This is a genomic window from Enterobacter cloacae complex sp. 402C9 (assembly GCF_050030745.1).
Taxonomy (GTDB): domain Bacteria; phylum Pseudomonadota; class Gammaproteobacteria; order Enterobacterales; family Enterobacteriaceae; genus Enterobacter; species Enterobacter intestinihominis.
In genome coordinates, this window is sequence record NZ_JBLGUW010000001.1 from 2,927,693 (window position 1) to 2,952,356 (window position 24,664).

Genomic DNA, 24,664 nt, shown 5'->3' on the forward strand with positions numbered 1-24,664 from the left:
TTAGCGACTAAATCTGATAATCAATCGCCACCTCTTCCGGCTCCATCACCTGGCGTTTGATCTCATCCACGGACAGCCCTGCATTGCACAACTCGATAAATCGCCACACGTAGTTGCGCTGAAGCTGCCCGCGCTTTAGCCCCAGCCAGACGGTATTCGCGTCGAAAAGATGACGCGTATCCAGGCGCACCAGATTTCCGGCTTCATATTCTCCGCCAGACTGCTCGGCCACCAGGCCAATCCCCAGCCCTAACTCGACGTAGGTTTTGATCACGTCGGAATCCTGCGCGCTCAGCACCACGTCCGGTGTGAGCCCTTTACGCTTGAACGCTTCATCAATGCGCGAGCGTCCGGTAATGCCCTGCCGGTAGGTAATCAGCGGCCATTTGACGATCTCTTCCAGCGTCAACGGCGAAACCTGATTCAGGGGGTGATCGGCGGGTAACAGCAGGCTGTGATGCCAGCGGAACCACGGGAACGCCACCAGCAGCGGGTCGTTGCTCAGCCGTTCACTGGCGATACCAATATCTGCCCCACCGTTATGCAGCAGCACTTCGATTTCCTGCGGCGTGCCCTGGATCAGTTCCAGACGTACATCCGGGAAGATCTCACGAAATGCTTTGATAACGGTCGGAAGACTGTAGCGCGCCTGCGTATGGGTGGTGGCGATTGTCAGCACACCTGACGCGTCGTTGGTAAAGAGATCTGCCAGCCGACGAACGTTGCTGGCCTCGTTGAGAATGCGCTCAGCGATGGTCAGCAATGCCTTGCCTGGCTCCGTCATGCCCAGCAGGCGCTTGCCACGACGGATAAAAATCTCAATGCCTAACTCCTCCTCAAGCTCGCGGATATGTCGGCTGACGCCTGACTGGGAGGTGTAAAGCATGTTGGCGACCTCGGTCAGGTTGTAATCCCGCCTGGCCGCCTCACGAATAATTTTAAGTTGCTGGAAATTCACGATTCACTCCGGCGCATCTGACATAAGGCTATTGTTAGAGTCAGCCGGGCTGAAGAACAAATAATAAAAACCAGCATCTTATGCTTATTTGGAATATCAGCTGACCAGTTGCAGCTCGCGATTTTCCAGCGACGGCTTACTGACCAGAGACATCAGGATCTCTTTCACCGCCTGCGCCTGCGGTGACAGGGAGCCGCGCGCGGACATATTCAACGACAGCGGTAAGCTCATGGATGGCGTGGTGATGCGGGCCATCCAGCCATTCGCCGCGCTGCACAGTGAACGTGCGGCAGACTCGGGCAGTACCGTTACCCCCATGCCGCTGGCAATGGCGGCAGTCAGCGTGGAGATGGAATCAATCTCCCCGATAATCTTCGCCGTCAGACGGCGCAGCGAGAACGCTTCGTCAACGCGAACACGCACGGCGCTGTAGTCGCGCGGCAGGAACAGGTTCATCTCTGCCACGGCGGTTAAATCAATGCTCTGGCCGGGGCAATCACGGGTCCCGACCAGATAAAGATCTTCCTTCAGCAGCGGCTGGCTGGTGATCCCGGCAACCGGTGAGCGATCGTACAGCACCGCCATATCCAGCTGACCGTTGAGCAGTTTGTCATTGAGCACGGAACCACTGTTCTCATGCAGATAAACCAGCACTTCCGGTAGCTCCGCGCGCACCGCCTGAAGCAGCGGCATGGTTACCGACGATGCGGCCGTTCCCGGCGCCAGGCCGATGGAGACATTCCCGCTCAGGGTCTGACCTACGTTGTGCACGGCCAGTTGCGCCTGTTCGCACTGACGCAGGATCGTACGGGCATGGGTATATAAAATTTTTCCCGCTTCGGTAGGCGTTACGCCGCGCTTGGTGCGGATCAACAGTTGCTGGTCCATTTCGCCTTCCAGAGTCGCGACCTGCTGGCTCAGCGCAGGCTGCGCGATATGCAGCACTTCAGCCGCCTGAGTCAGGCTGCCGATATCGACGATTTTTACGAAGTATTTCAGTCGTCTTAAGTTCATGTTGCCCCCTGTTCGAAAATAGCGTGCCGGTAACGGCTGTGTTGTTAAACAGGTTTTGCAATATGGATGCCAGGTTTTGGCAGCGAATCAATATCTTTGCTAAGCGGCTGAAAATAAGGAAAGCCAATCGCTGGTGCCTGTTTTCAGACAGTGACAACGGATTCCGATCTGCCCCATTCGGGGTATATCTGCACAATAATGGTGCATTCCGTTGGCAAAAACGTCAGTTTGCTGTTTTTGTCAGCAAACAGTCTAAAGTCGGCGATCCATCCTTTGACAAGGCGTACGCAGGTCGATAATATGCGCCCCGTTCACACGATTCCTCTGTAGTTCAGTCGGTAGAACGGCGGACTGTTAATCCGTATGTCACTGGTTCGAGTCCAGTCAGAGGAGCCAAATTTGAAAAGCCTGCTTTTAAAGCAGGCTTTTTGCTTTTCTGCGTTTGGTAAGTTTGCCGGGTGGCGCTCCGCTTATCCGACCTACGGTCCTGTAGGCCCGGTAAGCGCAGGGTATGAACCGGAAACATGGGTAACACTTTAGACCGGATACATGGGTAACAGTTATAACTGGCATAGAAGAGGAGACTCGCTATGCCCTGGACTGAGACGCGACCTATGCAACGCCTTGATTTCATCCGTGCCTGCCATGCAGGTACGGATTCTTTTTCTGCCCTCTGCCGTCTCTTCGGCATCAGTCGAAAAACCGGTTACAAATGGCTTCAGCGTTTTGACCCCTCTGACCTGTCATCTCTCTCTGACCGGTCGCGTGCTCCGCACTCCCACTCCCGGACAGTTCCTGATGATATCGCCGGGCAGCTTACGGCCCTGAGGCAAAAACACCCTGACTGGGGCCCCAAAAAACTGCGGATGTGGCTGCTCAATCATCACGTCGATTTTACCGTCCCCGCTGCCAGTACTATCGGCGATATCCTCAAGCGTGAAGGCCTGGTTCCGGATAAAAAGCGAAAACGCAGAACCCCGGGCAATCGCCAGCCCCTGACCATCATCAGTGAGAACAATCAGGTCTGGAGCGCTGATTTTAAAGGCAAGTTCAGGCTGCTGAGCCGGAAATACTGTCATCCCTTCACCCTCACCGACAATCACAGCCGGTATCTTCTGAGCTGCCGGGGAGCAGACCGGGAGAGCGAGCCCTTCGTCAGGCAGTGCCTGACGGATGCGTTCCTGGAGTACGGTCTGCCGGAAGTCCTGAGAACGGATAATGGTCAGCCTTTCGCAGGAACAGGTATCGCCGGGTTAAGTCGCCTTGCAGTCTGGCTGATAAAGCTGGGCATCAGACCGGAACGCATCAGAAAGGGGCATCCGGAAGAAAACGGCCGTCATGAGCGAATGCATCGTTCGCTGAAAAGTGCAGTAAAACAGGGCAACATATTTATGACGATGGAAGAACAACAGCGGTGGTTCAGTGGCTACCGGGAAGAGTTTAACTACGAAAGGCCGCATGAAGCCCTGGCGGGTGCAACGCCCGGAACGGTATGGCAACCCTCAGGCCGGCACTGGGATGGCAGGGTTCCTGAATATGCTTATCCGGAAGGAGGTACGGTCTACAGGGTGAAATCAAGGGGGACACTCTATATGGGGAAAAAGGGGACGGTGTTCCTGAGTGAAGCGCTGACTGATGAGTACATCATGCTGGAAGAACAAGATGATGGCCTGGAGGCCATCATCTTTAATGGAATAACGCTTGCGTACTACGACCGAAAAACCCAGAGTGTGCTCCGGATAGACTGAAAAGTGTTACCTATGTTCCCGGTCTGATCTGTTACCTATGTATCCGGTCATACAGCAACGCCACCGGGCATTGCAAGCCTCACCGGCATCCCCGACCGCCGTTCCAGCTCAGCGCCCGCCCCTTCACTTATCAGCTGCGTCCTTTGCGCGGCCGAAATGGGCAGCGGCACTTTTCGGGTTGATTCAAATTCCGCGCGATTGCGTGAAAGCGGCTCGTGAACCTCTAGCCAGCGGCTACCATCCGGCTCGGTGGTCATTTTTACGGGCTGATCGATAAGCTGTACCCGCGTCCCCACCGAAACGTTATCGAACAGGTATTTGATATCGTTATTACGCAGGCGAATGCAGCCCTGGCTGACGCGCAGGCCAATGCCGAAATTTGAGTTGGTACCGTGGATCGCGTACAGCCTGCCGATATAAAGGGCATACAGCCCCATCGGGTTATCCGGCCCGGCGGGAACGAACGCGGGCAACGTTTTCCCCTCCTTCGCGTAAGCACGTCGCGTATTTGGCGTGGGTGACCAGGTTGGGCCTTCCTGCTTGCGCTCAACGGCGGTTACCCAGTTACGCGGCGTTTCGCGCCCGGCCTGACCAATGCCAATAGGCAGCACCTCAACCGTGTTGTTGCCGGGTGGATAATAGTAAAGACGCATTTCCGCGACGTTCACCACAATCCCTTCACGCACGGTTGGCGGCAAAATTAGCTGTTGCGGCACCACCAGCGGTGTACCGGCACGTGGTAAAAACGGATCTACCCCCGGGTTAGCTTCCAGCATATTGCTTAACCCTTGCCCGTGCTGCGCTGCAAACGCTTCGAGCGGCAGGGTATTGCCTTCAGGTACGGTGACAGTTATCGGCGCTCCCACCAGGCGGCTCCCCTCGGGAGGGAGTGGGTAGGTTACAGCAGATGCAGCGGGAACCAGTATACAAAGCGTAAAAACAAACGCGGCAAATCGAATCATAGTGTTCTGTACTCGGTCAAAGAGAAAGCCTGCCGGTGGGCAGGCTTAGCCTACTCATTCAGTTAACCTTTCGTCGTGCGCCATCTCCGGGTAAGGACTTTTTCCGCTTCCACAATCATGAACATTGCGAACCCGATCAGGAAGGTAATGATCCAGTAGCGGAACGGCAGCGCTTCGGTACCGAACAACATCTGCATAAATGGCGCATAGACGATCAGAAGCTGAAGGGCCAGAAGTACGCCGCTCACGATCCATATGCCCTTGTTAGCCAGCAGACCTTTACTCAGGGAGAAGCCGTCGGTGACGCGGCAGTTGAGCATGTAAAACCACTGGGCAGTGACCAGCGTTTGCAGCAACACGGTGCGGATGAACTCCGCCGAGTAACCGCGCGGTTGCAGCCAGGCCTCCAGCACAAAGGCGCTGATGGCAATCATCAGGCCGACAAACACCACGCGCCAGATGGCGTAACCGTCCATCACGTGCAGGTTAGACTTACGCGGCGGCCGGTTCATGATGTCCTTCTCACCCGCTTCAAACGCCAGACCAAACGACAGCGTTGCCGAGGTTGCCATGTTCATCCACAGGATCAGTACCGGTGTTAACGGGATAAGGTTCCCCGCCAGCAGGGCAATAATGATCAGCAGGGCCTGGGCGATGTTGCTCGGGATAACGAACAGAATGGTCTTTTTCAGGTTGTCGTAGACCCGACGCCCTTCATGGACCGCCCGGGCAATGGTGGCAAAGTTATCATCCGTTAACACCATATCGGCGGCTTCTTTGGTGACTTCAGTACCTTTGATCCCCATCGCGATGCCGACATCCGCCCGCTTCAGCGCAGGCGCATCGTTCACGCCGTCCCCGGTCATCCCGACCACTTCCTGCTTACTTTGCAGCGCCTGCACCAGACGGAATTTATCTTCCGGGCTGGTTCGGGCAAAGATATCGTATTTTTGCGCCGCCTCGCTCAGCTGGTGGTCGTCCATCGCCTCCAGTTCGCGCCCGGTAATGGCGCTCGCCGCGTTGCCAATACCCAGCATCTGACCAATGCTCATCGCCGTTTGTGGATGATCCCCGGTAATCATTTTCACGCGAATGCCCGCCTGCAAGCAGTCGGCAATGGCCGAAATGGCTTCCGGACGCGGGGGATCCATCATGCCCGCAATGCCGAGCAGTATGACCCCCTCTTGCAGATCCGCATGCGTCAGCTCGCGCTGCCCGCTGGCGGCCGGTTTCCAGGCCGCAGCCACCATGCGCAATCCTTCGCGCGCATACTCTTCAATCTTCTCTTCCCAATAGTGCAGGTTGAACGGCTCCAGCCCGTTTTGAGTCTGCTGGTGCTGGCAAAGACGGAAAAGGACGTCCGGCGCACCGGTGATTAACATCACCTCTTCGTCGCCCAGGCGATAAAGGGTGGACATGTATTTATATTGCGAATCGAATGGGATTTTACTGCGCAATTCGGCGTCAATTGCCGGAAGCGGGATTTTTGCCGCCAGCACCTTCAGCGCGCCTTCGGTAGGCCCGCCGGTGATTTTCCACAGCCCCTGCTCATCTTTGATCAGCTGGCTGTCATTACAGAGATCGACGGTGCGCAGATAGCGCTCCAGCACAGACCCCTGGGTCACGGTTACCGGTGTTGGATCGTCAACAGGGTGAATATTGCCCACCGGCTCGTAGCTGTCTCCCTCCACGCGGTAGGTGGTGTCCGCGGTAATCACCGCTTTTACCGTCATCTCATTCATGGTCAGGGTGCCGGTTTTATTCGAGCAGATCACCGTCATCGCCCCCAGCGTTTCCACGGTAGGCAACTTGCGAATAATCGCCTTGCGACGCGCCATCGCCTGCACGCCCAGCGAGAGGATGATGGAGATAATGGCCGGTAAACCTTCCGGCACCGCCGCCACCGCAAGGCTAATCAGCGACAGCACCAGCTCTGATACGGGCATATCACGGAAGATAAGACTGAAAACGAACAGCGCCAGCATCATCACCAGAATGGTGATAAAAATGGTCTTGCCGAGCTTGTCCATTTGCACCATCAACGGGGTACGGTGTTTTTCAATGTCCGACATCATCTGGTTGATATGGCCGAGTTCGGTCTCCCCCCCGGTCGCCACCACCAGCCCTTTTCCCCCGCCGGAGCTGACGGTGGTGCCAGAATAAAGCAGGTTGTAACGGTCGCCTAACGGCAACTCCCCGTGGAGCGCATCGCTGCTTTTCTCCACTACCGTGGATTCGCCGGTAAGAATAGCTTCTTCCACCCGCAGGTTGTGCGCCTCTATTACGCGAAGGTCGGCAGGAATGCGATCCCCGGCGCGTATCACCACGATATCTCCCGGCACCAGCGCTGTCGTCGGGATAGTTTCATGGTTGCCCTGCCGGATGACCACAGCCTCGCTGGAGAGCATATTACGAATGCTTTGCAGCGATTTCTCCGCATTGCTCTCCTGAATATGTCCAATCAGGGCGTTGATGATAGCCACCCCAAGAATGACAAACATATCCACCCAGTGTCCCATTATCAGCTTCAGCAGCGCCGCCGCCAGAAGGACGTAAATGAGAACATCGTTGAAATGGGCCAGAAAGCGCAGCCAGCCAGGTTTACCCGGTTTTTGCGGTAAGGCATTTTCACCGTATTTTTCCAGTCTGGCGGTGGCTTCTGCACTGGTAAGTCCGTCCAGGCTGGATTGGATATTTGTCAGGGTTTCATCAACGGTCTGTTGATAATACGGATGGTGAGGCTTTTCTGTTATCATCGTTCCTTCCTCGGGTTCTTTTCAGAAATCACCTTGCTTTCATGTCATTAACGAATAACGAAAACAGGAACATGTGCATAACGAACGATACTCGCCGCCTCTGACCCTAATAAATGGGTTTGAATATTGGGATTGCGCGACCCCACAATAATCGCGCCGACGTTAAGTTCATCCGCCAGTTTGATTACCTCATCACGTATATTCCCGCTGCGAACATGTAGATGGACATTTGCTTCCGGCAGGCTGATTTTTTTTACCAGCGCGGCCAGTTTTTCTTTAGCATTATTAATCATATATTCATCCATCTTTCTCGCGTCTGCAATAAAACCGCGGGTCAGTTCCGCCGAGAACTTTGGCATAACGTACAGCAGATGGACATTACCCGATGCGCTTTGCGCCAGGAATTGGGCATGCTGTAGCGCTTTATCAGACAACGCTGTTTCGTATACATCCACCGGCACCAGAATCGTTTTATACATATCAAGCGTCCTTTTTATAACCAACACAACAGTGAGTGAATCAGGAGAGATCGCATCAAACCTATGGGTACAGGCGTGAATGCCTTTTACGGAAAAAAGGAATGGATGCTATTAAACGTAGCACAGGAATATCAGGATGTTATTCAAAGGGGATACGCTATCGTATCGCTTGTTTCGCCTGAGTATGTCACGCCACTAATAATGGTTATTTAACATTTATTTATTCACCGACTATGCTCATAGTCAGACATGCAACACGTTCATTCTCATTATCCCGCGCCACCTTCAACCTCATGGAGGAATGCATGTACGGTTTAAGCCTGATTCGCCTTGGTTTGTTTATTGCGCTTGCCATTATCGCCAGCACAGCAATCGGTTTATTTACCTATGTGGTCGTCTCGGCCCTGGCGGAATAGTGCCACCCCAGCATTGATGACGAAATAAATAAAACAATTATTATCAGGGGAATACTGTGAAGCGCTACCTCTCTCTTCTGCCTGCTGTTTTATTGCTGCTGACGGCGTGCGACCCCAAACCCGACCGCGCCGCGCCCCTGCCGAAAATGGTAAAAGTCGCAGAGGTGGTTAAGGCTGGCAACGCGCAGCAGCGCGTATTTCCCGCGCGTATCGAATCCGGCGACGCCACCGATCTCGCGTTCAAACGTGCCGGGCAGATTGAGACCCTGGACATTCGCCAGGGTGCCGTTGTCAAACAGGGGCAACGGCTCGCCAGTCTTAACGATCGCGAAGCCCGGCAGCGTCTGAACGACAGGCAAACGGCGGCGACCCTGGCTCAGCGGCAATTCGACCGCTTCCAGACCCTGGCAGGACGCCAGGCCGTGTCGAAGGCCGAGATGGATGTCCAGCGCGCAAACCGCGATTCTGCAAACGCCGCGCTACAGATTGCTCGCGAGGAATTAAGCCAGATGACGCTCGTCGCCCCCTTTAGCGGGACAGCGGCCAGCGTACATGTGCGAAATCATCAGGTCGTCTCAGCCGGCCAGCCCGTCGTCACCCTGACCCGTACCGACCTGCTGGACGTGGTGTTCAGCCTTCCAGAGAACCTGTTTAACACCTTCGATATCCGCAATGCGCAGTACAAACCGGTAGTGAGGATCAACGCCCTGCCCGGTCGCGAGTTTACCGCTGTGTACAAAGAGCACTCAGGCAGTAGCGACAGCAACACATTGACCTGGCAGGTGATTTTAACCATGCCCCGCCCGGATGATTTTCCCGTCGTGGGCGGCGTCAGCGGAACGGTCACCATCAATTTAACCAACCTACCGGCGGGCTCGGGCAGTGAGGCGCTGGTGGTGCCGGTTGAAGCGGTCTTTAACCCGGATAACCGCCCGCGCAATGAGCCACACGTCTGGGTGGTGACGGGCGAAGGCGATACGTTGCACCTGGAAGATCGTAAGGTCAGCGTCGGGCAAGTCAGCGCTGAGGGGGTCGTCATCGTCGGTGGGCTTAAGGCCGGTGAACGCGTGGTGGCCGCAGGCGTTGGGGAGTTACATCCCAACCAGCCGGTACGTATCTGGACGCGTGAACGGGGACTGTAATGGATATCTCTCGTCAGTTTATCAGCAACCCGGTTCGCGTCTGGCTGACTATTCTGCTGCTGGGCGTAGGTGGCATTATTGCCCTGTTGAACATCGGCAGACTGGAAGATCCGGCGTTTACCATCAAAACGGCGGTGGTAATCACTCATTATCCGGGCGCGTCGGCGCAGCAGGTTGAGGAAGAGGTCACCCTGCCACTGGAAAACGCGCTTCAGCAGTTACCTTACCTGGATAACGTCAGCTCCATCTCCTCCAGCGGCCTGTCGCAGATCACGGTCAATATAGCCTCGCGCTACCACTCAAATGCGCTGCCGCAAATCTGGGATGAACTGCGTCGCCGGGTGGGAGATGCCGCCCGACAGTTTCCACCGGGGGTAGTGACCCCGTTTGTGAATGACGATTTTGGCGATGTGTTCGGCTTTTTCTTTGCCATTTCCGGCGATGAATTCAGCAATCCGGAACTGGTGCGGTATGCCGAGCAGCTGCGCCGGGAGTTGGTCCTCGTGCCGGGCGTGGGCAAAGTGGCCATCGGCGGAGCCCTCACCCAGCAGATTAACGTGGACATTTCTCTGAGCAAAATGGCCGCGCGCGGGATTACGCTTAACCAGCTTTCTGCCCAGCTCAGCAGGCTGAACGTGGTTTCCAGCGCGGGAGAGATCCCCTCCGGTACAGAGTCAATTCGTCTGCATCCTACAGGTGAATTCGAAAGTATTGACGAGCTGGCCGATCTCATAGTGACCCCGCCCGGCGTTGGGGCGGCTTCCCGTTTACGGGATATTGCCATCCTGTCACGCGGGCTGGATGCGTCCCCTGCCAGCATCTACCATGCCAACGGCAGAAAAGCCGTCACCATGGGCGTCTCCTTTATACCCGGCGTTAACGTGATCGACGTGGGACATGCCCTGGAGGCGAAGCTTGAGCAGATGTCAGCCGAGAAACCGGCAGGTATCCACATCGACCTGTTTTACGATCAGGCGGCGGAGGTCGGGCATTCCGTCAACGGATTTATCATTAATTTCCTGATGGCGCTGGCGATTGTCGTCGGTGTGTTGCTGATCTTTATGGGCTTACGCAGCGGGCTCATTATCGCCTTTTCCCTCGCGCTCAACGTGCTGGGCACGCTGCTGCTCATGTATCTCTGGGGCATAGAACTACAACGTATTTCACTGGGGGCGCTGATCATCGCCCTCAGTATGCTGGTCGATAACGCCATCGTGGTTGTCGAAGGGGTACTGATAGCCCGGCAGCAGGGCTCGCCCCTGCTTAACGCCATTAACGCTATAATTCGCCGCTCTGCGCTGCCGCTGCTGGGTGCGACGGTCATCGCCATCCTGGCTTTTGCGCCCGTCGGGCTGTCACAGGATTCCACCGGCGAATACTGTAAGTCGCTGTTTCAGGTGCTGTTGATTTCGCTGATGCTGAGCTGGTTCTCAGCCCTCACCATTACGCCGGTGCTGATTAAATGGTGGCTGTTTAAACATGACGCTGCACCGCCAGACGCCGACGAAACGGATCCCTACGACAAACGCATCTATCGGATCTACCGGGGTTTGCTCAATGCGCTGTTACGGCGTAAAGCGCCAACGCTGATGGTGATGGCCGCACTGCTGGCTGCCGCCATTTGGGGCTTTGGCTCGGTGCGGCAGAACTTCTTCCCCTCTTCCAGTACGCCAATTTTCTTTGTCGACCTCTGGCTCCCTTACGGGACCGACATTAACTGGACCGAGAAGATGACCGGTGATATCGAGAAAACCATTAACGGCCAGCCTGGCGTGGAAACTACGGTCTCGACGATTGGTCAGGGAAGTATGCGATTTATTTTGACCTACAGCGGACAGCGGCAGTACAGCAACTATGCACAAATCATGGTGAGAATGGACGACCAGCGTAACATCCCCGCCCTGACCCGCCACGTTGATGAGTACATTGCACGGAACTACCCGCAGGTTAACGCCAGCACGAAACGGGTGATGTTTGGCCCCTCCGGTGACAGCGCCATTGAAATACGTATTAAGGGCCCCGATCCGGACAGGCTGCGTCTGATCGCCAGCCAGGTAGACAGTATTCTTACGCGCGATCCGGCGACGGACAGTGTCAGGAACGACTGGCAAAACCGCAGCAAAGTGATCCGCCCGCAGTACGTCACCGCGCTGGGACGTGAGCTTGGCGTGGATAAGCAAGACGTCGATAACGCCCTGGAGATGAATTTCTCCGGCAGCCGGGCGGGACTGTACAGAGAAGGAAGCGACCTGTTACCCGTGGTGGTGCGCCCGCCGGAAAGTGAACGGCTGGACGCCAATCACCTGAATAACGTCCTGGTCTGGAGCCAGACCCGGCAGCAGTATATTCCGCTGAGCAACGTCGTCAGCGGCTTCGCGCTGGAGTGGGAAGATCCGCTGATCCTGCGTCGCGACCGCTCGCGCGTGCTGACCGTGCAGACCGACCCTGACCCGCTAAGCCAGCAAACGTCCGGCGATATTCTCGCCCGCGTGAAGCCGCAAATAGATGCCCTGCCTCTGCCCCACGGCTACAGCATCGAATGGGGCGGGGACGCGGAGAACTCCAGCGAAGCGCAGCAGGGGCTATTTACCACGCTGCCGCTCGGGTATCTGGTGATGTTTGTGATCACGGTGCTGATGTTCAGTTCGGTGAAAAACGCCGTCGCTATCTGGCTGACCGTGCCGCTGGCGCTGATCGGCGTTACGCCCGGTTTTTTACTTACCGGGATCCCCGTTGGCTTTATGGCACTGATTGGCCTGCTGAGCCTGAGCGGGATGCTGATCCGCAACGGCATTGTGCTGGTGGAAGAGATTGAGCAGCAGAAAGCGCAGCAGGATCAGCACAGTGCGATCGTTTACGCCGCCACGTCGCGCCTGCGTCCCATCCTGCTCACCGCCTTTACGACCGTGCTTGGCCTCGCCCCCCTGCTGCTGGATGTGTTCTTCCAGAGCATGGCCGTTGTGATTATGTTTGGGCTTGGGTTTGCTACAATCCTGACGCTGCTGGTACTCCCCGTAATTTACGCGTGTTTTCATCGTAAGGACGAAGCTGAACAACAATGAATGCGACAGGGCTGAACATCATCAAGACGCTGGGCTGTATGACGGCGGTCACCTTCTTCACCATCTACAACACCTGGGACCATTACGATTATGACTATCACTGGATCCTCGGTTTTTTAACCTTCATTTCGACCATCGCCACGCCGTTGTTTTTTGTGGTTGCAGGGTATCTGGATGGGCAATCCCGACACGGCACGCGCTGGCAGCTTGATAAGATCAAAAGCCTGGTGATCGTCTTTCTGTTCTGGGTAACCATTTACTACCTGTGGGAGCCCTATCAGCGCGGATATCTTATCCAGCCCTGGTTCGTGTTCGCATTTGTCGTGATTTACACTTTTCATCCGGCGGTGGAGTGGCTCAGCCAGCGGCGAACGCTGTTTTGCGGGGTGATTGTCACCCTGCTGCTTTTCTCATACGGGTACGATTTGCTGTCAGCCCTCTATCCTGATGTCCACGTGCTTTCGTTGTCGCCGCAGTATCGCCTGTGGACGTGGCTGCTGTTTTATCTGACGGGGCAGCTCTTTTGCGATCCGCAGATTGCGGCGTGGATCGGCCGCAAAAATGTGGTCAGGGCAGCGGTGATTGCCATACCGTTTATCTATCTCTTCACGTGGTTTTACGAACGGCATTTCTTTTTTGCGCTATTTAAAGCGGACAGAAACGCCTTTATCCTCACCGGATCGCAAATCTACATCCTGATTATTGCCCTGGTGATTGCGGCCAACGGCGTACGTTTTCGCCGCAATGCGGAGTTTAAAGAGTCCGTGCTGGCCGCCATTAGCAAAACGATGACCGGGGTCTATATCATGCACTACTCGGTGTTTCACCTGCTGACGGCGCTCATTCCGGTAACGTCCCTGAGCACCAAACTTGCTCTGATTGTGCTCACCTTTGTTACGTCGGTCCTGTTTTCGCTGCTGATTCTGTCCAACGCAGTGGCCAAAAAAGTGATCACACTTTAAAAGCCCAGGCGCAGCCAGGCAAACAGCACGTTGCCGTTGTTGTAGGTTCCGGGAATATAGGTGAACTGTACGGTGACGCGCTTATATCCGGCAGAGAAAAGCGGGAAAATAAATGGCAGCGGGACATAGTTGGCAAAGTCGTCGCGCGCGGTGATCCCCGCGGCGGCCCCCAGCCCCAGACGGAAATCTTTTGCGTTATCCAGATACCAGCCCTTTTCCCAGCCGTAGCCCATCGCGGGCTGCCACTCGTTATGTGAATCTTTAAACATCATGGCAAAGAGTGCGCTCCAGTTGCCCTCGTCGTTGTAGCGAGAAACGCCCAGTCCGCCGCCCCACGGCATTTCGTTGTAGTTATCCGTTTTCTCTTTGTCATACATAAAGCGGGCATGCCAGCTCAGAAACGGCAGGTAGAGATCGTAACGATCCGGCTGTTCCCATGTCTGGGAAATATCGTCTGTTACCGCATCCCACCAGCGGTGGATGCGCTGTTCGCCGTAGACTTTTGGCTCCGCATGCAGCGGCGAAGCCACCAAAAACAGGACTACCCAGAGTGCAGGAAAGAGGCGTTGCATCGTTATTCCCTCAGCTTACGTCACACAGCGATCATTATTACTGTAAACCATTCAGCCCTAACCGGAGCCAAACAGGCTGATTTATATTGGGACCCGATAAGATGAAATTTATTGATTCTGCGCTTTCAGGAAAGATAAAAACGTTTTCTCAGGCCGTCTGTCGCGGTAGTCTCATACGTTCCGTCAATATGACGGCTGCAACGTGAGTGACCTTTTCTTATACCAATAATTAAAAATCAGTACAGACAGGACAACTATGGACTCCACCCTCATCTCCGCTCGCCGCAACGAGGAGACACCTTCGCTTAACCGCGCCCGCCGCGCCGCTTTAGGTAGCTTCGCAGGCGCCGTCGTCGACTGGTATGACTTTCTGCTCTACGGTATTACCGCTGCGCTGGTCTTTAACCGTGAATTCTTTCCTCAGATCAGCCCCGCCATGGGCACGCTTGCTGCGTTTGCCACCTTCGGCGTCGGTTTTCTGTTTCGTCCGCTGGGCGGGATAATTTTCGGCCACTTCGGTGACCGCCTTGGACGTAAGCGCATGCTGATGCTCACCGTCTGGATGATGGGCATTGCCACCGCGCTGATCGGTATTTTGCCCTCCTTTGCCTCGATTGGCTGGTGGGCTCCGGTGTTGCTGGTGACGCTGCGCGCCATTCAGGGCTTTGCCGTCGGCGGTGAATGGGGCGGCGCGGCACTGCTGTCCGTGGAAAGCGCGCCGAAGAACAAGAAAGCGTTCTACAGCAGCGGCGTGCAGGTAGGTTATGGCGTGGGTCTGCTGCTCTCCACGGGCCTGGTGTCGCTCATTAGCCAGCTCACGACAGACGAGCAGTTTCTGAGCTGGGGCTGGCGTATTCCGTTTATCTTCAGCATTGTGCTGGTCGTGGTGGCCCTGTGGATCCGTAACGGCATGGAAGAGTCGGCTGAGTTTGAGCAGCAGCAACGCGAAAAACCGGTCGCGAAAAAACGGCTGCCGGTGATGGAAGCGCTGGTGCAGCACCCTGGCGCTTTTCTGAAAATTATCGCCCTGCGCCTGTGCGAACTGCTGACGATGTATATCGTCACCGCCTTCGCCCTCAACTACTCCACTCAAAACCTCGGTCTGCCGCGGGAATTGTTCCTGAACATTGGCCTGGTGGTGGGCGGGATCAGCTGCCTGACCATCCCCTGCTTCGCCTGGCTGGCGGATCGCTTTGGCCGTCGACGGGTGTATATCACCGGGGCGCTTATCGGCACACTCAGCGCCTGGCCGTTCTTTATGGCGCTGGAGGCCCAGTCGGTCTTCTGGATTGTCTTCTTCGCGATCATGCTCGCGAACATCGCTCACGATATGGTGGTCTGCGTGCAGCAGCCGATGTTTACCGAGCTGTTTGGCGCAAGCTACCGCTACAGCGGCGCGGGCGTGGGATATCAGGTGGCGAGCGTGGTCGGCGGCGGGTTTACGCCGTTTATCGCCGCCGCGCTGGTGACGTTCTCCGGCGGGAACTGGCATAGCGTGGCGATTTATCTGCTGGCAGGTTGCCTGCTTTCTGCTGCCACCGCCCTGTTGATGAAGGAAACCGCGCACAGCTGATCTCCTCACTTTTGTTTCACAGGCGTGTGACATACTATCGGGTATAGCCGCACACCTGTGGAACAAGGAGACAGACATGAATAATAAGGGCTCCAGCCTGACCCCGGCTCAGGCGCTGGAAAAACTCGACGCGCTGTATGAACAGTCCGTCAATGCACTGCGCAGCGCCATCAGTGACTATATCGAAACAGGGAAACTTCCCGATGAAAAGGCCAGAACCCAGGGCCTTTTTGTTTATCCATCGCTCTCTGTCACCTGGGACGGCAGCGCCAGCAGCAATCCGAAAACCCGCGCCTATGCGCGTTTCACCCACTCCGGCTGTTACAGCACGACCATCACGCGTCCTGCGCTGTTCCGCCCCTACCTGGAAGAGCAGCTTACCCTGCTGTATCAGGATTACGGCGCGCATATCAGCGTTGAACCGTCCCTGCACGAGATCCCTTACCCGTACGTGATAGACGGCTCAGCGTTGACGCTGGATCGCTCCATGAGCGCGGGGCTGACCCGCCATTTCCCGACCACTGAGCTGTCGCAGATTGGCGATGAGACGGCGGACGGGATCTATCACCCGGCAGAGTTTTCACCGCTGTCGCACTTTGATGCCCGCCGTGTCGATTTTTCGCTGGCACGCCTGCGCCACTACACCGGCACCCCAGCCGAACATTTCCAGCCGTTCGTACTGTTTACCAACTACACCCGCTATGTAGACGAATTTGTCCGCTGGGGCTGTAGCCAGATCCTTGACCCGGACAGCCCTTACATCGCTCTCTCCTGCGCGGGCGGGATCTGGATCACCGCCGAAACCGAAGCACCGGAAGAGGCCATCTCCGACCTGGCGTGGAAAAAGCACCAGATGCCCGCCTGGCACCTGGTCACCGCCGACGGTCAGGGCATTACGTTGATTAACATCGGCGTTGGCCCGTCGAATGCAAAAACCATCTGCGACCATCTGGCGGTTCTGCGCCCGGACGTCTGGCTGATGATCGGCCACTGCGGCGGCCTGCGTGAAAGCCAGCTGATTGGTGATTATGTCCTCGCCCACGCTTATCTGCGTGACGACCATGTCCTTGACGCGGTTCTGCCGCCGGACATTCCTATCCCGAGTATTGCGGAAGTACAGCGCGCCCTGTACGACGCCACCAAAGAGGTGAGCGGCATGCCGGGTGAAGAGGTGAAGCAGCGCCTGCGTACCGGTACGGTCGTCACCACCGACGATCGTAACTGGGAGCTTCGCTATTCCGCCTCCGCCCTGCGTTTCAATCTCAGCCGTGCGGTCGCGATCGATATGGAAAGCGCCACCATTGCCGCGCAGGGCTACCGCTTCCGCGTCCCGTACGGCACGCTGCTGTGCGTGTCCGATAAACCGCTGCACGGCGAGATCAAACTGCCGGGTCAGGCGAACCGTTTCTACGAAGGGGCGATCTCAGAGCACCTTCAGATTGGTATTCGCGCCATCGATTTACTGCGTGCAGAGGGCGACAAACTGCATTCCCGTAAGCTGCGCACCTTCAATGAGCCACCGTTTAGGTGATACTAAGGACACAATATGCACACCACATCACCGCTTACGGCCCTGCGCCAGTGGCTACAGGACAATCAGCTCGACGGGATGATTGTGCCGCGCGCCGATGCCTGGCAGAGCGAATCTTGCGCACCGTATGATGCAAAGCTGGCCTGGCTGACGGGCTTTGACGGCTCGGCGGGGCTGGCGCTGGTACTGAAAGACAGAGCGCTGCTGTTTGTTGACGGACGCTATCAGGTTCAGGCCCGCGTACAGGTCAATCTCCACGAGGTGGAGATCCACCATCTGCACAACGAGCCGCTGGCCGAGTGGCTGGCGAAAAACGTTGCGGCCGGCACGCGCATCGGCTTTGATACGCTGCTGATGACCAATGCAGAGTTTACGCGGCTCTCGGCCACGCCGTGCGAACTGGTACCGCTCGCGCGCTCTCCGTTCGATACCCTCTGGGTTGACCGCCCTGCCGCCCCCGCAGGGCTTATCCGCGAGATGCCTGTAGACATCAGCGGCGAAAGCAGCGCCGCCAAACGCCAGCGCGCCGCCGCCGTGCTGGCAGAGCACCGCGCGGATTATCTGGCCGTTACCCTGCCGGACAATATCGCCTGGCTGCTGAACGTGCGGGGCTCAGATATCCCCTTTTGCCCGGTGCCTCTGTCGTTTGCCCTGCTGAGCCGCGAGGGTGCGGTGGAATGGTTTGTGGATGACAGCAAGCTGAATGCGCTGCCGGATGCCGTGCGGAACGCCTTCACGATTGCGCCTCAGGAAGCCTTTATCCCGCGCTGTAGGCAGCTTGCGCAGGGTAAGCGGGTCATGATCGATCCCGATTCCGCACCGGTGGCGTTACGCTTTGCGGTTGAACCTCAGGGGGAAATTATCTGGCAGACCGACCCGATCACCCTGATGAAAGCTTCGAAAAACCCGGTGGAGCTGGCGGGCTATCGTGAATGTCATCACCAGGACGGTGCGGCATGGGTGAATTTCCTGGCCTGGCTGAGCCGGGAAGTTCCTCAGCGGGCCGCGTCGGGAATGCCGCTGACCGAGCTTGACGTGCAGGCGAAACAGCTTGCGTTCCGCCTGCAACAGCCTGGCTTTGTCGAGCCGAGTTTCGCCACCATTTCCGCTTCCGCGAGTAACGCGGCGATGTGCCATTACCACTCAAGCGAGGCCAGCAACAAGCCCATCGGCCACGACCACTTTTACCTGAATGATTCCGGGGGGCAGTACCGCAACGGCACCACGGACGCGACGCGTACCCTGGCCTGGGGAAAGGTCGATCCACAGCAGCGTTTGCACTACACCGCAGTGCTTAAAGGCTTCCTGTCGCTGATTACCCTTCAGTTCCCGTCCGGCACTCAGGGGCACCAGCTGGATGCCTTTGCGCGCCGTCCGCTGTGGGAGTTGGGACTGGATTACGACCACGGCACCGGGCATGGCGTAGGGCATCAGCTTCTGATCCACGAGAACCCGCACCGTTTTGCGCAAAAGGTCAACCCGTGGCCGCTGGTGGCGGGCAATATTATGACCATTGAGCCGGGTTACTACCTGGGCGATAGCCACGGTATTCGCATTGAAAACCAGGTGGAGATTGTCGAAAGCCGTCCGGGATTTTGTAAGTTTGCCTCGCTGACGCTGATCCCAATCGATTTAAGCCAGGTGGAGCTGCATCTGTTGAGCGAGTCAGAAAAACAGTGGCTGGATGAGTACCACCAGCAGGTACGAGAGGCGCTTTCACCCCGGGTGGACAGCGATGCGCGGCCGTGGCTGGTGGAGGCAACGGCGCCAATACGTGTGAACCGGTAGTGCGGCTTTTGCCGGGTGGTGGCTTCGCCTTACCCGGCCTACGATTCGATGTTTTTGTAGGTCGGGTAAGCGGAGCGCCACCCGACAATTTTACTGAACGCAGAAAAGCAAAAAGCCTGCTTAAAAGCAGGCTTTTTTAATTTGGCTCCTCTGACTGGACTCGAACCAGTGACATACGGATTAACAGTCCGCCGTTCTACCGACTGAACTACAGAGGAATCGTGTGAACGGGGCGCATATTATCGATGCGCCCTGAGGATGTCAAAGGGTGAATGCAGATTTTCAATCGTTTGCCGATTTATTCTCCACTTCGCACATTTGTCAGGCACTTGCCGTTTCCGAAACCTCCTGCTCCGGTTTTTTTCGCGGATATTTCCACAGCCAGCGTCCGCTCACCATGCGCCAGTAGAACAGCGCCCCGCGCACGGCCCAGTCAAGGAACATCCCCAGCCAGACGCCGACAACGCCCATACCTAACATTACCCCCAGCGTGTAGCCCGCCACGACGCGGCAGCCCCACATGCCGAGCATGGAGACCCACATCGCAAACCGGGCATCGCGCGCCCCTTTCAGCCCGGCAGGAAGTACCCAGGACGCGGCCCAAATTGGCATAAACGCCGCGTTGAGCCAAATCAGCACCTTCACGACCTCTTTCACGTCATTTTCGTGCGTATAGAACGAGGCCATCAGCCCGGCTAAAGGCGCAGTTCCCCACGCAATCGCCGTCAGTCCAATGGTTGAAAGCCAGAAGACATGCCGAAGCTGCCGTTCCGCCTGCCCTATCTGCCCCTTTCCGAGGCGTCTGCCGGTGATGATCGTCGACGCCGATCCCAGTGCGTTTCCGGGCAGGTTAATGAGCGAGGCGATGGAGAAAGCAATAAAGTTGCCGGCGATGACGTCTGTTCCCATCCCGGCAACAAACATCTGCGTCAGCAGTTTCCCACCGTTAAACAACACGGATTCGATGCTGGCCGGAATACCGATCCCCATCACTTCCCAGATAATGGCGAAGTTAAGCGGACGGAAATAGCTTTTCAGCGTCAGGCGCAGCGATGGCGTAATTCCCGCCATCAGCACGCCGATTATCGCCGCCGCACCAATATAACGGGAAATGGTCAGCCCTAATCCCGCGCCGACAAAGCCCAGCCCCTCCCAGGAAAAGACACCGTAAATCAAAACGCTGCTGATAATGATGTTCAGGATGTTCATGCCGCCGTTTATTAGCAGTGGAATTTTGGTATTCCCTGCGCCACGAAGCGCACCGCTACCAATCAGCGCGATGGCAGCCGCCGGATAGCTCAGCACCGTCATTTCCAGATAGGTGAGCGCCAGATCCTTCACTTCACCTGTCGCTTCACCCGCGACGATGTCGATAATTTCTTTGCCGTAATAATGGATAACCGCCGCCAGGATGATCGAAAAGAGGGTCATGATCATCAGCGACTGTCTGGCCGCCTCCCGGGCGCGTTTTGGATCGAGTTTCCCAAGACTAAACGCCACCACTACCGTTGTACCGAGATCGATAGCGGCAAAGAAGGACATCACAACCATGTTGAAACTGTCCGCCAGCCCTACCCCGGCCATGGCTTCTTTACCGAGCCAGCTCACCAGGAAGGTGCTTAACACCCCCATCAACAGGACGCAGGTATTCTCCAGGAAAATAGGCACAGCAAGGGGGGTGATTTCACGCCAGAACAGAACTCGATAACTCTTACGTTTTGCATACCAGGGCGTGCGCATAATCGCCTGGCGCAGGGGTGCGGTGACGTTCAAAATGGGCCTTAACGAGAAAGTTGAAACTCCATTTCAAATGATGGGGCAGAAATGCGTATCCTGCAAAGTATTTTCCATAAAATTATGTTTGGATTTACAACAAAATGACGACAGAATCATCAAACAATCACTTTTGCCTGAGATCAGGTTTGACAAAAGTTTTTTCGCCGCTAAGATAAGCCTCCACAACGATTCCTCTGTAGTTCAGTCGGTAGAACGGCGGACTGTTAATCCGTATGTCACTGGTTCGAGTCCAGTCAGAGGAGCCAAATTTAAAAAGCCTGCTTTTAGAGCAGGCTTTTTGCTTTTTTGCGTTCGTGAAATTGTCGGGTGGCGGCTTCACCTTACCCGACCTACGTGATAACAGTACTGTAGGCCCGGTAAGCGCAGCGCCACCGGGCAACAGAGTGTGCGATTACTCGCCTTTAGCGTCGACGTTTTTGATTTCGCCCATCACTTTCAGTTTTTTGGAGATGTCGCGACGCTCTTTGGACAGCTCAGCGTTTTTGATGATGTAGTCATCAACGCGATCTTCATAATCGCTCTTCATGCTGGCGATGATGCCCTGAATGGCTTCAACGCTCATACCTGGCTTGATGTAGTCGCTCAGGTTGTCCAGCAGCAGGACACGTTTCTGGTTGTCACGGATCTTCTTCTCTACGTCCTGGATTTCGCGCTGTAGCTTGTTTTTGCGGCGGAACAGGCGGACGAACTCCAGAACATCCTGGAACGAAGGCTTGGTAGTTTCCATTTTTACACCCCTGATAATGTGAGATTCGGATTCGTTAAAGCAACCGTTTTAACAGACAGCGGCTGCGAATGACAATGAGTATATCGTTTAAAACCATCATAACCCTAATTGTTGCTGAATCGAAGCAGCAGGCATCACATACGCTTTTTATTTGCGCAGTGCCCGGCAAATCAGCTGCGATAACAACTCCAGCTGTCGCGCCAGCTCCATACTCAGCCAGACATAGCCGTGGATGGGCGTTTCCGACACATTGTCGCCCTGACGCTCATTCATCAGCTGTTTGAGCTCGATGACGATGTCATTCAGCCGCTCGCTGTTCGCCCGTATCGGCTGTGGGTTACCTTCGTAAAGTGCATGAGCGATGGTCAGCAGGGTTTGTTGCGTCATCTGCTGCGTCTCTTTCAGCGTATGCGCGTTGAGCATCAGAAGATGGCTGGGGCGTGAGGCCCAGTGGGCATTGATTTGCAGTTCAAGCATACAGACCAGATTACGGCTGACCGTTTGAATGGCTTCAAAAATGGCTTTCTGGATATGCGTCTCTTTGCTTGCCGGGGTAATTAACCCGCGCATTTTGACCACATCATTAAGGATTTTTTGCAGGTGCTTTTCCAGCCGCGGACGCTCAATCAGATTCGGCGAAAACCCGGCCTGGTAAACCCGGTTAAATGCCGTGACGTAGTTTGCCATCTGAATGCGCCAGTGCAGGAAGGCGCGCTGCGGCCAGATGCCGGTAAACAGCATGGCGAGCAACGAGCCGAGGATCACGTCCCCGCTTCGCCACAATGCGGTGGTCATATCGCCCGCCGGTGCGCCGACCACTACCGCGAGCGTAATGCCAATCAGCAGCGCCTGATACGGTTTCTTGCCGAGGGCCAGCCATCCGCAAAGAAACATCGCCACCGCGCACCACAGCAACATGAACGGAAATGAAATTAGCTCCAGCTTCAGGGCGATAAGCCCAAGCGCCGAGCCTAAAACGGTACCGCCTATGCGTTCGAAAGCGCGAGGGACCACGTTCCCCCAGAATGAGATCGGCCCCATCACCACCACCAGCGTGATCAGCGGCCACGTTCCTTCCGGGATATCCAGCAAACGAACCAGTACGAAGGTCAGCACAAACGCCAGCGCAATGCGGCAACCGTGCACCACGCGATAATGTTTGTATAACCGAATTTCAAAAGGGGTTAATGACTTGTCGGGGCGCACACCCGTCTCCAGCTCTACGGCAAACCACAATTGTACTGTGTTTTCAGCCGGGTGGATCGCGCCCGGCTGAAAAACCCTGCGTTTCGCAGGATTATCCCACTTTGTGCTCTACCGGTACAAACATCTCAATATCCCAGTAGCCGTCAGCATTGCCATCGTTCAGATAGCGTTCGAAGCAGGGTTTTGGCGCAATCTGGAATTTGCTGTCTTCCAGCAGGGAGTTGAAGAACTGATACCACGGGGTGGCGAAATCATGATTTTCGACGCGCGCGGCGGCAATAGCATACTCTCCGGCAGCAATTTCGGTCAGCATTACCCCTTCGCTGTTATCAGGGATAGTGAAATCGTCCGCTACCGTTACGGCGGTAACGCAGCGAAGCTTTTCTGCCGGCACGTCATCCGGATTGTCATAATAAACGGCCACCCACTCCTGCGGCTGAATATGACGTCCATCTACCCACATAACCAGCTGTTCAAATCCCTGCTTGACCGTCTTTTCCCACGGCCCCACGAGATGAAAGCCAGCGATCGTACGTTTCTGTTGCTGCCTGATGCTGTAGTCCATGCTGCCTCCGTTTATTACTGTATATATATACACTATAAAGCAGAATCGAGATTATCGGCAAACCAGGAGTGTTTATTATGTGAGCAGACTCGCAACACTGCCAGTCTGCCCGAAAAGGTTAGAGTTTATGATGCAGATAATCGCCGAGGCGGGAGAAAAGGCCGCCCTTTTCAACGCGCTCCAGCGTAACCAATGGCCAGTGCGCTACCACCTTGTCACGATCGTACAGCTGGATCTCCCCTACCCGCTGATGCGCGGCAATCGGCGCTTCCAGCTCTTTTTTATCCATTACATATTTCGCCTTGATGTTCGGCACTTCCGTTTTGGGTAATGCCAGCCAGAAATCCTGATCCGTGCCCAGCGCGATCTGCTCTTTATCGCCATACCAGATGCGTTCGGTTCCCACTTTTTTGCCGTTATGCAGGATCTGCACCGTATCGAAATTTTGCTGTCCCCAGTGGAGCAGCTTGCGCGCCTGATCTTCACGTCCTTTCGGGCTGTCTGCCCCCATCACCACCGCAATCAGTCGACGCTGACCATCCACCGCGGAGGCGATCAGGTTAAAGCCCGCGCCCGAGGTGTGTCCCGTTTTCAGACCATCCACGTTCATGGTCTTATCCCACAGCAGGCCGTTGCGGTTCTGCTGAGTGATGCCGTTCCAGGTCAGACTTTTCTCGCTGTACATGTGGTAGAACTCAGGCTCGCCGTGGATGATGGCCCGGGAAAGCACGGCTAGATCGTAAGCGGAGCTGTGCTGACCGGGTGCATCCAGCCCGTGTACGGTTTCGAAGTGGGTATCGCGCAGGTTCAGCTTTTCAACGTAGTCATTCATCATCCTGACGAACTGCGGCTGACCGCCCGCCACGTGATCCGCCAGCGCCACGCAGGCGTCATTGCCGGAATCAACAATCAGGCCGCGGCTGAGATCGCGCACGGAAACCCGATCGCCCTCCTTCAGAAACATCAGCGACGAACCGTCAAAGACCGGATTGCCTTTTGCCCAGGCGTCACGTCCGACCGTCACAATGTCATCGGGGCTGATGCGGTGGCTATCAATAGCACGATCGACAACGTACCCCGTCATCAGTTTGGTCAGGCTCGCCGGATTACGCTGCTGATGTTCGTTGCCCGCCGTTAAGATTTGACCCGTGGTGTAATCCATCAATACCCAGGATCCTGCCTGGATGGCAGGCGGCTGAGGTGAAAAATCCAGCGGCTCGGCAGCCAGCGCGGATGAAATACTCGAAGCGAGTAAAGAAACAGCAATAAACAGACGGCGTTTCAACGGTATATCCTCAGGTCAGTAAAAATCGATGACCTTTTTACGGGAGTTCTGATGTCGTTACCTGCCTTAATTGCAAAAAAATGTGACAGCACGCAGATTTTTTCGGAACAAATCTCGCAAA

17 protein-coding genes, 3 tRNA genes and 1 pseudogene are annotated in these 24,664 nt (G+C 55.8%); 9 read left to right on the forward strand and 12 right to left on the reverse strand.

Going from position 1 to position 24,664, the window contains the following annotated elements; translation table 11 throughout:
• Positions 1–7 precede the first annotated feature (7 nt).
• Together cbl and nac are read right to left on the reverse strand one after the other, a co-directional pair.
• Positions 8–958 carry an HTH-type transcriptional regulator Cbl gene (gene cbl / locus ACQG1K_RS14070; RefSeq protein WP_003859532.1) on the reverse strand — a complete coding sequence of 317 codons (951 nt, stop codon included), beginning with the start codon at positions 956–958 and terminating at the stop codon, positions 8–10.
• A 96-nt stretch (positions 959–1,054) separates the two neighbouring features.
• Positions 1,055–1,972, reverse strand: a complete 918-nt coding sequence (gene nac / locus ACQG1K_RS14075) for a nitrogen assimilation transcriptional regulator NAC (protein ID WP_022648585.1) — start codon at positions 1,970–1,972, stop codon at positions 1,055–1,057.
• Positions 1,973–2,292: 320 nt separating this feature from the next.
• Here nac and ACQG1K_RS14080 point away from each other — a divergent pair.
• Both ACQG1K_RS14080 and ACQG1K_RS14085 read left to right on the forward strand, forming a co-directional pair.
• Positions 2,293–2,368, forward strand: a tRNA-Asn gene (locus ACQG1K_RS14080).
• 194 nt (positions 2,369–2,562) lie between these two features.
• Entirely contained in the window at positions 2,563–3,720 is a 1,158-nt protein-coding gene (locus ACQG1K_RS14085) for a DDE-type integrase/transposase/recombinase (RefSeq protein WP_023305267.1), read from the forward strand.
• 47 nt (positions 3,721–3,767) lie between these two features.
• On the opposite strand, the gene ldtA is transcribed toward ACQG1K_RS14085, so the two are convergent.
• The 3 genes from ldtA to ACQG1K_RS14100 form a co-directional block, all read right to left on the reverse strand.
• Entirely contained in the window at positions 3,768–4,682 is a 915-nt protein-coding gene (ldtA, locus tag ACQG1K_RS14090; protein WP_367076596.1) for a L,D-transpeptidase, read from the reverse strand.
• A gap of 62 nt (positions 4,683–4,744) precedes the next feature.
• On the reverse strand, positions 4,745–7,438 hold the full coding sequence (locus ACQG1K_RS14095) for a cation-transporting P-type ATPase (protein WP_426720831.1): 2,694 nt from the start codon (positions 7,436–7,438) through the stop codon (positions 4,745–4,747).
• 47 nt (positions 7,439–7,485) lie between these two features.
• Complete coding sequence (locus ACQG1K_RS14100; RefSeq protein WP_023300514.1) at positions 7,486–7,917, reverse strand: universal stress protein; 432 nt, start codon at positions 7,915–7,917, stop codon at positions 7,486–7,488.
• Between the two features lie 472 nt (positions 7,918–8,389).
• Between ACQG1K_RS14100 and ACQG1K_RS14105 the strand changes: the two genes are divergently transcribed.
• Genes ACQG1K_RS14105 through ACQG1K_RS14115 form a run of 3 tightly spaced genes read left to right on the forward strand, consistent with a single transcriptional unit; the run spans position 8,390 to position 13,499 of the window.
• The gene (locus ACQG1K_RS14105; RefSeq protein ID WP_367076598.1) at positions 8,390–9,475 is read left to right on the forward strand and encodes an efflux RND transporter periplasmic adaptor subunit; all 1,086 of its coding nucleotides are present in this window, start codon (positions 8,390–8,392) and stop codon (positions 9,473–9,475) included.
• Complete coding sequence (locus tag ACQG1K_RS14110) at positions 9,475–12,537, forward strand: efflux RND transporter permease subunit (RefSeq protein WP_367076600.1); 3,063 nt, start codon at positions 9,475–9,477, stop codon at positions 12,535–12,537. Before ACQG1K_RS14105 ends, ACQG1K_RS14110 begins: the two co-directional genes overlap by 1 nt.
• A 38-nt stretch (positions 12,538–12,575) precedes the next feature.
• A complete protein-coding gene (locus tag ACQG1K_RS14115; RefSeq protein WP_160863192.1) occupies positions 12,576–13,499 on the forward strand; it encodes an acyltransferase in 924 nt (307 codons plus the stop codon).
• Here ACQG1K_RS14115 and pagP read toward each other — a convergent pair.
• Positions 13,496–14,071, reverse strand: coding sequence for a lipid IV(A) palmitoyltransferase PagP (gene pagP / locus ACQG1K_RS14120; protein ID WP_023300518.1), 576 nt, complete (start codon positions 14,069–14,071; stop codon positions 13,496–13,498). The two genes, ACQG1K_RS14115 and pagP, sit on opposite strands and share 4 nt — an antisense overlap.
• A 256-nt stretch (positions 14,072–14,327) precedes the next feature.
• Between pagP and shiA the strand changes: the two genes are divergently transcribed.
• From shiA to ACQG1K_RS14135, 3 genes are all read left to right on the forward strand, one after another.
• The gene (gene shiA, locus ACQG1K_RS14125; RefSeq protein WP_022648594.1) at positions 14,328–15,644 is read left to right on the forward strand and encodes a shikimate transporter; all 1,317 of its coding nucleotides are present in this window, start codon (positions 14,328–14,330) and stop codon (positions 15,642–15,644) included.
• 76 nt (positions 15,645–15,720) lie between these two features.
• Entirely contained in the window at positions 15,721–17,175 is a 1,455-nt protein-coding gene (locus ACQG1K_RS14130; protein WP_022648595.1) for an AMP nucleosidase, read from the forward strand.
• 15 nt (positions 17,176–17,190) lie between these two features.
• The gene (locus ACQG1K_RS14135) at positions 17,191–18,963 is read left to right on the forward strand and encodes an aminopeptidase P family protein (RefSeq protein ID WP_045623417.1); all 1,773 of its coding nucleotides are present in this window, start codon (positions 17,191–17,193) and stop codon (positions 18,961–18,963) included.
• A 142-nt stretch (positions 18,964–19,105) separates the two neighbouring features.
• Here ACQG1K_RS14135 and ACQG1K_RS14140 read toward each other — a convergent pair.
• A tRNA-Asn gene (locus ACQG1K_RS14140) sits at positions 19,106–19,181 on the reverse strand.
• Positions 19,182–19,284: 103 nt separating this feature from the next.
• Positions 19,285–20,768: pseudogene (gene emmdR, locus ACQG1K_RS14145) on the reverse strand (multidrug efflux MATE transporter EmmdR).
• A gap of 161 nt (positions 20,769–20,929) precedes the next feature.
• Here emmdR and ACQG1K_RS14150 point away from each other — a divergent pair.
• A tRNA-Asn gene (locus ACQG1K_RS14150) sits at positions 20,930–21,005 on the forward strand.
• Between the two features lie 146 nt (positions 21,006–21,151).
• Here ACQG1K_RS14150 and ACQG1K_RS14155 read toward each other — a convergent pair.
• The 4 genes from ACQG1K_RS14155 to dacD form a co-directional block, all read right to left on the reverse strand.
• A complete protein-coding gene (locus ACQG1K_RS14155; RefSeq protein WP_000450410.1) occupies positions 21,152–21,487 on the reverse strand; it encodes a DUF496 family protein in 336 nt (111 codons plus the stop codon).
• A 147-nt stretch (positions 21,488–21,634) separates the two neighbouring features.
• Positions 21,635–22,693, reverse strand: coding sequence for an FUSC family protein (locus ACQG1K_RS14160; protein WP_022648598.1), 1,059 nt, complete (start codon positions 22,691–22,693; stop codon positions 21,635–21,637).
• 91 nt (positions 22,694–22,784) lie between these two features.
• Positions 22,785–23,258 (reverse strand): DNA gyrase inhibitor SbmC, encoded by a 474-nt coding sequence (gene sbmC, locus ACQG1K_RS14165; protein WP_022648599.1) that lies wholly within the window; start codon positions 23,256–23,258, stop codon positions 22,785–22,787.
• 118 nt (positions 23,259–23,376) lie between these two features.
• Entirely contained in the window at positions 23,377–24,549 is a 1,173-nt protein-coding gene (gene dacD, locus ACQG1K_RS14170; RefSeq protein WP_139153925.1) for a serine-type D-Ala-D-Ala carboxypeptidase DacD, read from the reverse strand.
• Between the last annotated feature and the right edge of the window lie 115 nt (positions 24,550–24,664).